This is a genomic window from Streptomyces beihaiensis (assembly GCF_026274175.1).
GTDB classification, from domain to species: Bacteria; Actinomycetota; Actinomycetes; order Streptomycetales; family Streptomycetaceae; genus Streptomyces; species Streptomyces beihaiensis.
In genome coordinates, this window is record NZ_JAPHNL010000317.1 from 22,666 (window position 1) to 30,260 (window position 7,595).

Here is a 7,595-nt window from a genome sequence, read left to right on the forward strand (position 1 = left end):
ACCGTCCACGGGGGCGCGTGACAGTGGGGAATTCACTCGGCCGGGCCTCGGGCACTCCTCTGCAAGGTCACAACACCACTCTCAACACGTATTCACAACGGAGTTCGGCGCTCTCCAGTACTTCGTCCGCGTCGTGGCCGTGCATGTGCACCCAGCAGAGCAGATCGGAGATCGCATCGATGGCCGTCGCCTTGCTCACGGCGGCAACGACGGGTGCTCCCCTGTCACCACCGGCTGCCCGGAGTCGTTCCACCTCTCCGTAGAGACCGAGAAGAGCCTCGGCCCGATCGACCGTCTCACCTCCCACATGCCCTCCCGGCGTGGCGACCCCGGTGGCCAACTCGCACCAGGTCACCTTGCGATCGGCCTTGAGCGAGACGCCCCAGCGGTCCGTCACTGCGTCCACGAGTCGCATGCCGCGCCCGGCCTCCGAGTCATCAGCGGCGCTGATGAGCGTCGGGAGAGCTCGCGAGTCCGGGTCCTGCACTTCGATGTGGAGGAACGTGCCGCTCATCGAAAGCGCGAGTTGTGTGGGCGTTCCCGGCCCTACGTGAGTAATGACGTTGGACACCATCTCGCTCACACACAGCTCAGCGGCCTCGATGAGGTGCGGTAGCCCCCAATGTCGCAGGTGTAGCCGCGTGATGCGGCGCAGTGCTGCCAACTCCTCCGGTTCGGCCGCGAAGGCCAGGTCCCAGGGTTTACGGGACACACAGTGCTGCTGGTTCACGGGCTCTCCCTCTCCGTAGAGGTTCACGACTGCCAGTGGCACGCAACTTCCGGCTCTGAACGGAGATTGGCGATTCGCCATCTCCAACCAGCCGTACTCACAGAGTGACGCCCAACTATCCCGTTCTGCAATTTGCAAGAAGGGATTCCCACGATCGAGTGATTGGCAAGCATGCCCCTTGGCACGGAGACTGGGCCCGGCTAGCGAGGAGGGTGTCGAAATGGCTGGATCTCCGACTGCACGACGTCGGCGACTATCGATCGAGTTGAAGAAGCTCCGTGAGGCAAGCGGCCTGACCTGCGCGCAGGTCGGAGCCGAGCTTGATTGGAGCGGGTCCAAGGTGAACCGGATGGAGACCGGCCATGGTCGTGTACAGCCCTCCGACGTCGACGCCCTGTGCCGGTTCTACGAGACCAGCGACGAGCTACGCGAGTTCCTCAAGGCCCTGGCCAGGCAGGCCAAGACCAAGGGCTGGTGGCAGGTTCACGGTTCCGGCGTACCGGAGTGGTTCAACATCTACATCGGCCTCGAACAAGACGCATCCTCGTTCCGCCAGTATCAGTGCGAGCTGGTCCCCGGCCTCATGCAGACGCCCGCGTACATCACGGAGCTGCACACCGGCGGCTCCCACATGACACCGGAGGACTCGGAGCGCGCCATCCGCGTACGCCTCGAGCGTCAGGAGATGTTGACGCGTGACGGCGGCCCGGACGCGTGGTTCGTGATCAACGAAGGTGCGCTTCGCAACACCATCGGCAACCGGTCCGTCATGCGTGAACAGCTCGAACACCTGCTTGATTTTGAGCACTTCGGCTCGGTGACCCTGCAAGTGCTCCCCTTCGATTCCGGCACGCGGCCGGTGACAGGGCCCTTCACCATTCTCGGGTTTCCTGACCAAGAAGACCCCGATGTCGTCTATCGGGATGGGATCACCGACGCTGTGTACCTCGAAGGCGAACCTCACGTCCGTGAGTACACGCGCGCCTTCGACGGGCTTCGCGCCGCGGCCTTGAGCCCTCAGCGTTCTACCCTTCTGATCGAGAACATCATCAAGGAGCACTCCCGATGAACACGAAGCACCGCTTGCTCAACCTCGCCTCCGACGACGCTCACTGGTTCAAGTCGTCCTACAGCAACGGAGCAGGGGGCGAATGTCTGGAGTGCTCCGTCCGCTCCGGCGAGGCTGTACACGTCCGGGACTCCAAGCGCAAGGACGGAGACGTCATCTCCTTCGCATCACAGGCCTGGTCCAACTTCCTGGGCAACATTCGATAGTTCGCCGAGTACGCGCGGTCATAGCCTTCGGTAGAGCATGCCGTACGGACCGGAACGCCCCGACGACCGGAAGTTCCTGGAGCAGGCGATCTCGATCTCGCGCCACGCGCTGGAAGACGAGGGCAAGACGCCGTTCGGCGCGCTCGTCAGGTTGAAAAAGGCTCACTGGCAGACCGCTGATTATGGGCATGACCACCGGTTCCCGCAAGGTGAGAGTGACGAGCAAGCCCCGGGTGGAGATGCCACCCCAGCGCCAGGGATGCACACTTGAGACCGGCGAAGACGGTGGTCACCGAGGTCGGCCCGGTCGAGATCGAAGTCCCCCGGGACCGGGCGGGCACGTTCGAGCCGATGCTGGTCAAGAAGCGGCAGCGGCGGCTCGGCGGGATCGACGAGATGGTCTTGTCGCTGTCCCCCAAGGGGGAGCTTCTGTCGGTAATGGATCACGAGGTTGCGTGATGGGGAGGTTCCGAAGCCTGACGGCGAGGGGGTCGTCGCCGCTCTGATCCGTGTTCTCGGCCCTGAGGAAGGTGCCCTTTGATGGCCTCCGTCGTCTACTTCAAGAAGCTGTCCGAGCAGCCTGGCTGTGTCCGCTACTGCTTCGGCGAAGGACCGTCGGAGATGTCTCGTACTCTTACGATCGCCACTGGCAGTCGCACTTCCACGCCGGACGACGGGGACGCCGACTACACGTTCCTCAAGGCGTCCCGGAAGATCAGCTCTCTGTTCGACGAGCGGAAAGGCTGGCCGGAGCGCGGCATGGGTGTGAGCTGAACGCGCCGGTCGTTCCGCAGCAAATGACGTACAACCTAATGACGTTGGCACCGCTCGGTGCCTGCTCTGTCGCGCGAGTGCTTGCCCAGCGTCTGAGTGTCCCCGCCACGGACGTGGATGTCGCCGATGCCGAATCCGACCAGGACTTGCGCGACTGGGGCGCGCTCGTCCTGTGCGACATGGTCGAGCGCCAAGGGGATGTGAGCGCGTCTCTCGGCATTTACCTCCAGGAGACCGTTCAACCTCAGCCTGCGGAGGCCGATTTGGCGGCTGCGACCGCACGGAACGCGCACACCGTGGTGCTCTACCCTGCCGAAGAGGTGCTGCCCAGCGCCTACTGGTTCGCGGCTCCCGACGGCACGGTCACCCGTGCGCGGCTTGAGCCGTCCGACGACTACGTGCCCGTCCACTCGATCAGCGCCCGCGGGCTCCGCCCTTTCCCGATGCGCCTGATACATCCGATATGCCGGGAGTGCCCTGTGTGTCTCATGTGGAGTGCCCCTGACCCGCCCTCGCCGTTCCGGATCTGCACGTGGTGATGTGCTGTGTGCGGTGCACGGTCACCTGTACGCGTTGCTGGGCTGCGCTGTCGACGGGGACTCGAACCCCTGCGTTGCCCTTCACGCACCAGGAGTGAACCGGAAGACCGCCGGTTCTCGGTGTGTGCACGCCTCCGGAGCGGCTACCTGCTCCACATCCGCTTCCCCCTTCTCCTTCCACGTACTCAGTCCAGGAGGTCCGCCTCCCAGTTCGTGCGCTGGATCCGGACGTCGAGTTCGCGGATCTCCCGGGCCAGGTCGTCCGCCTGGCGGCGCAGGTCCGCGACCGGGAGGGCGGACAACATCAGGAGTTCGGAGCGGAGTTGGCGGCCGTAGCCGCGGCCGCCCGCGCCCGCTGCCGCGTCCGCCGCCGCGGTGAGCACCGCGTGACGCATGCGCAGTACGTCCCTGCGGGCGAGGGCGTCGGTAAGGGTGCCGCCCTCCGCCAACTGGACTGTCGCGTTGGTCCTGTTGACGCGGCGGATCAGTGTCTCCAGGGCGGACAGCGCCTCGTCCGCCTCGGCAAGGAGGTCGGAGGCGTTCTCGGCGGGCGTCTCGCCCTCCTGGTATCGCGCGCTGTCCACCACCCGTGACTTCAACTGTTCCACGCGGCGTACCGCCTCCGCGCGTTCCGCGAGTGCCTCGGCCAGCTTCATTCCCGCGCCCCCTGTCCGTCGTCCATGTGCGTACGCAAGTATGGGCGAGTGTGGGGCGGCCGGCATCCGAGTTTCGCGTGGTCAGCCGGTCGGGGGCGGTACGCCGTGGAGTCCCGTGAGTGAGCGCGTCAGGTTCCGGTGCACCTGCGGGCACAGCCGGTACCGGCATGAGGGGCGGTGGGGCGGGTGCACGCAGTGCGATGACTGTCGTGCGTACGAGTACGCCGCCCAGGCCGCCGCCACCCGCGGGGCCTGGGAGAAGGAGACGTACGCGATGCCGGTGAGCGACGAGGCCGAGGAGAGCCGCACCCTGTGTCAGGGCCCCTGCTACGGCAACGGGACGCACCCGACCGCAGGGTGGTAGGCGGGGGCGGCGGCCGCGTCGGCGGGCGTCAGAGGGTGCCTGTGGTCGTCTCCCCCGACGCGCTGCCCGCCAGCCACTGGGACCAGCTCAGGTTGAACGACGCATAGCCGTTGTCGGGCGCCGCCTTGGCGCGCGGGGAGCCGGTGATGGTGACCGGGTCGCCCTGCTTGACCTCGCCGTAGAACCACTTGGCGTCCGCCTTTGAGAGGTGGACGCAGCCGTGCGAGCCGCGGGCGCTGCCGCTGCCCGGGTACGGGTCGCCGGTCGAGTAGTGGACGTACGTGCCGGACTGGGTGAGGTGGACGTCCCAGGGCAGCGTGAGGTCGTAGTAGTTGGGGGCGCCCTTCGTGCAGCTGATGTGGACGCTGCACGAGGTCATGTGGACCTTGCGCGACTTGTCGATGACCGCCATCGTGCCGTTCCACGTCGGGTACTGGGCGCTGCCCGCATTGATCGACAGGGTGCGCACCGGGGCGCCGTTCTTCGTCACCTTCATCGTGTGGCCGGTGACGGAGACGTTCGCGCGGACGTCGTCGCCGATGGTGAAGGTGTGGGTGTAGGCGTGGACGCCGTAGCGGCCGTTGCCGTTGCTGACGTCCTTCATGTCGGCGTCGATCTTCACCTTCGTACCGGAGGGCCAGTACGTCTTCGGGCGCCAGTCGGCGCGCCGGTTGCCGAACCAGTGCCAGGCGCCCTGGACGGGCGTGGAGGCGCTGACCTTCATGTGCTTCTCGACGGTCGCGCGGGCCTTCTGCGCGACCGGGTTGGTGAAGACCACCGAGATCGGCATCGCGACGCCGACCGTGGCGCCGCTGCGCGGCGTGATCGAGTCGAGCAGCATCGGCGGGCCCTTGGGCTTCGGCGGCTTCGGGGACGCCGTGGCGCTCGCACTCGCGCTCGGGTTGTTCCCCTGTGCCTTGCCGTCGTCGCCGATGGCCGCCTTGTCGCTACCGCCGCCGCACGCGCTCACGCCCATCAGCGTCGCCGCCGTCACCAGCGCGATGCCTATGCCGCTCCTACGCTTGCCGCCCATACCTCTGCCCCGTCCCACTGCCCGCCCCGCTTTCTTGTTGACGCCGCGTACCGCATCCGTGTACCGCGCCGCGCGGTACGCATTCGCGTCGATTCCCCCGAGTCTTCATTCGACCCGACGTCCTGTTTGACTGCGTGAGAGCGGGCGCCAGTTGCATGCCGTGGGCAAAGCGTGCGTCAAGTCTTCGCAACGGGGCCGGTTCGGTTCTGCTGGGGGATGCGCTGTGCGCTGTGCACGGTCTCCTGCGCGCAGCGCTGTGCGCTGTGCACGGTCTCCTGGGCGCGCGTCAGGAGACGGCCGCCCGTACCTGCTCGGCGAGCATCCGCTCCAGAACCAGGAGCGCCCGTGGCGTGTGGCGGGTGTCGATGCGGACGGTGTAGATGAAGCGGGTCAGAGCCGGTTCGACGAGTGGCCGGGCGACCACACCGGGAGCGCCCTCCGGGAGTGCCAGTCTGGGCAGGACGGCGACGCTCATGCCCGCGGCCACGAAGCCGAGGACGGTGTTGAAGTCGTTGCCCTCGTACTCCATGCGCGCTTCAAAACCCGACGTCTTGGCCAACTGCGCCAGCAGGTCCAGTCGCAGTGCGGCGTCCGGGGCGGCGATCCACGTCTCGGAAGCCAGGCTGGCCAGGTCGATGGCGTGACGGCTCGCCAGTTCGTGCCCCGCGGGCAGCACTGCCATCACCGGGTCGTGCGCCACCAGGGTGCGGCGCAGGGTGCGCGGCGGCGGCAGCGGGATGAAGTCGTAGTCGTAGGTCAGGGCGAGGTCGAGGTCTCCGCGCTTGATCCGGGTGTGGCTCGATTCCGGCTCCAGCTGGGAGAGACTGACGCGTACGTCCGGGTAGGCCGTGTGCAGTTCCGCCAGCGCCCTGGGCGCGAGCACCCCCGCGGTGGAGGCGAAGGCGCCGAGCCGTATCCGCCCCGCCGTGCCGGCACGCAGTGCGTCGAGTTCCATGGAGGCCGCCGACAGCGCCGAGCGCACCCCCTCCTCCGCGTCGAGCAGGACCTGGCCCGCCGGGGTCACCCGCACGGGGCGCCGCTCCAGCAGGCGCAGGCCGGAACGGCGTTCGAGCTCGGCGACCTGCTGCGACACGGCCGGGGCCGTGTAGCCCAGTTCCTGTGCGGCGGCGTTGAAGGACCCGTTGCGCACCACGGCCTCAAGGGTGGCGAGTAGCCGTGGGTCGAGCGTCTGCATGAAGTTAACTCTCGCTTATCTGATGCGAAGATGTCTTTTCTTGTGCCACAGAGGGAACAGCAGCAGGATTCTGCCCAACGGACAGGGCGCGAGCAGCCGCATACCGCCCGTGACCGTGGCTGATCCCTTCACCCACACCCGTGACTCACCCCGTGACACACCCCGTGACACATCTGTGCCCGCCGGGGCCGCGAGCCGTCATCATATTCGTACATATGTGCGAATAGCGAGTCGGGGCGCGTCGCGGTGCGGTACGGCGCAGTACGTCGGGGAGGCGACAGCCGATCGATCACTGTGCTGTGAAAGGGGCGCGACGTTGCGCAAGCCGCTCATCGGACTCACCACCTATCTCACCGACGCCCGATGGGCGGAGTGGGACCTGCCTGCCGCGGTCCTGCCCGCGGCCTACGCGGAGTGTGTCCAGCGCGCCGGAGCCCGCACGGTCCTGCTGCCGCCCGACGCGCCGGAGGCGGCGCCCGACGTCGTGGACCAGTTGGACGCCGTGGTCCTCACCGGCGGCGAGGACGTGGATCCCGCGCTGTACGGGGCCGAGCCGCACCCCCGCACGGGGCGACCGGTTCCCGTACGCGACCGGTGGGAGCAGGCCGTGCTGGCCGCGGCGCTGGACCGGGGTCTGCCCGTGCTCGGGATCTGCCGGGGCATGCAGCTCATGAACGTCCACGCGGGCGGGACCCTCGTGCAACACCTGCCCGAACACGTGGGCCACGAGGCCCACAACGCGCGGCCCGGCTACTTCGCGCCGCACGCCGTCACCACCGCGCCGGGCACCCGGATCGGCTCTCTGCTGCCCGGAAGCAGGCAGGTGCCGACCCACCACCACCAGGCCGTGGACCGGATCGGGGCCGGGCTGGCGCTCGCGGCACACGCTGAGGACGGCACGGTGGAGGCCGTCGAAAGTACCGAACACCCCTTTGTTCTCGGTGTGCAGTGGCACCCGGAAATGGGGCCGGACGGTGTGATCGTGGAGGCGCTGGTGGCGGCGGCCCGCCGCGGCGTGGGCCGCCCCGG

Annotated in this window: 11 protein-coding genes and 1 pseudogene; 8 read left to right on the forward strand and 4 right to left on the reverse strand. The window is 67.7% G+C overall.

Annotation, left to right across the window (positions count from 1 at the left end):
- Window positions 1-67 precede the first annotated feature (67 nt).
- Window positions 68-730: an ATP-binding protein gene (locus OFY01_RS28520; RefSeq protein ID WP_266604753.1), complete on the reverse strand. Its 663-nt coding sequence runs from the start codon at window positions 728-730 to the stop codon at window positions 68-70.
- Between the two features lie 220 nt (window positions 731-950).
- Here OFY01_RS28520 and OFY01_RS28525 point away from each other — a divergent pair, with 220 nt between their 5' ends.
- The 6 genes and pseudogenes from OFY01_RS28525 (at window position 951) to OFY01_RS28550 (ending at window position 3,318) form a co-directional block, all read left to right on the forward strand.
- Window positions 951-1,799 (forward strand): helix-turn-helix domain-containing protein, encoded by an 849-nt coding sequence (locus OFY01_RS28525; RefSeq protein WP_266604755.1) that lies wholly within the window; start codon window positions 951-953, stop codon window positions 1,797-1,799.
- Entirely contained in the window at window positions 1,796-2,005 is a 210-nt protein-coding gene (locus OFY01_RS28530) for a DUF397 domain-containing protein (protein WP_266604757.1), read from the forward strand. Before OFY01_RS28525 ends, OFY01_RS28530 begins: the two co-directional genes overlap by 4 nt.
- Before the next feature lie 37 nt (window positions 2,006-2,042).
- The gene (locus tag OFY01_RS28535) at window positions 2,043-2,276 is read left to right on the forward strand and encodes a hypothetical protein (RefSeq protein WP_266604759.1); all 234 of its coding nucleotides are present in this window, start codon (window positions 2,043-2,045) and stop codon (window positions 2,274-2,276) included.
- 5 nt (window positions 2,277-2,281) lie between these two features.
- A pseudogene (locus tag OFY01_RS28540) lies at window positions 2,282-2,428 on the forward strand (transposase); the annotation flags it as partial.
- A 117-nt stretch (window positions 2,429-2,545) separates the two neighbouring features.
- Window positions 2,546-2,779, forward strand: a complete 234-nt coding sequence (locus OFY01_RS28545) for a hypothetical protein (RefSeq protein ID WP_266604761.1) — start codon at window positions 2,546-2,548, stop codon at window positions 2,777-2,779.
- A 113-nt stretch (window positions 2,780-2,892) separates the two neighbouring features.
- Window positions 2,893-3,318 (forward strand): hypothetical protein, encoded by a 426-nt coding sequence (locus tag OFY01_RS28550; RefSeq protein WP_266604763.1) that lies wholly within the window; start codon window positions 2,893-2,895, stop codon window positions 3,316-3,318.
- A 185-nt stretch (window positions 3,319-3,503) separates the two neighbouring features.
- Here the strand turns inward: OFY01_RS28550 and OFY01_RS28555 are convergent, their stop codons facing one another.
- Window positions 3,504-3,974 (reverse strand): DIP1984 family protein, encoded by a 471-nt coding sequence (locus tag OFY01_RS28555; protein ID WP_266604765.1) that lies wholly within the window; start codon window positions 3,972-3,974, stop codon window positions 3,504-3,506.
- Window positions 3,975-4,089: 115 nt separating this feature from the next.
- Here OFY01_RS28555 and OFY01_RS28560 point away from each other — a divergent pair, with 115 nt between their 5' ends.
- The gene (locus tag OFY01_RS28560) at window positions 4,090-4,338 is read left to right on the forward strand and encodes a hypothetical protein (protein ID WP_266604767.1); all 249 of its coding nucleotides are present in this window, start codon (window positions 4,090-4,092) and stop codon (window positions 4,336-4,338) included.
- Window positions 4,339-4,366: 28 nt separating this feature from the next.
- Here OFY01_RS28560 and OFY01_RS28565 read toward each other — a convergent pair whose 3' ends face one another.
- Both OFY01_RS28565 and OFY01_RS28570 read right to left on the reverse strand, forming a co-directional pair.
- On the reverse strand, window positions 4,367-5,371 hold the full coding sequence (locus tag OFY01_RS28565) for a L,D-transpeptidase (protein ID WP_266604769.1): 1,005 nt from the start codon (window positions 5,369-5,371) through the stop codon (window positions 4,367-4,369).
- A 286-nt stretch (window positions 5,372-5,657) separates the two neighbouring features.
- Window positions 5,658-6,566, reverse strand: coding sequence for a LysR family transcriptional regulator (locus OFY01_RS28570; RefSeq protein ID WP_266604770.1), 909 nt, complete (start codon window positions 6,564-6,566; stop codon window positions 5,658-5,660).
- A 316-nt stretch (window positions 6,567-6,882) separates the two neighbouring features.
- On the opposite strand from OFY01_RS28570, the gene OFY01_RS28575 reads away from it, so the two are divergent.
- Window positions 6,883-7,595: gamma-glutamyl-gamma-aminobutyrate hydrolase family protein (locus tag OFY01_RS28575; protein ID WP_266604771.1), on the forward strand; the 713-nt coding region annotated here is incomplete at its 3' end.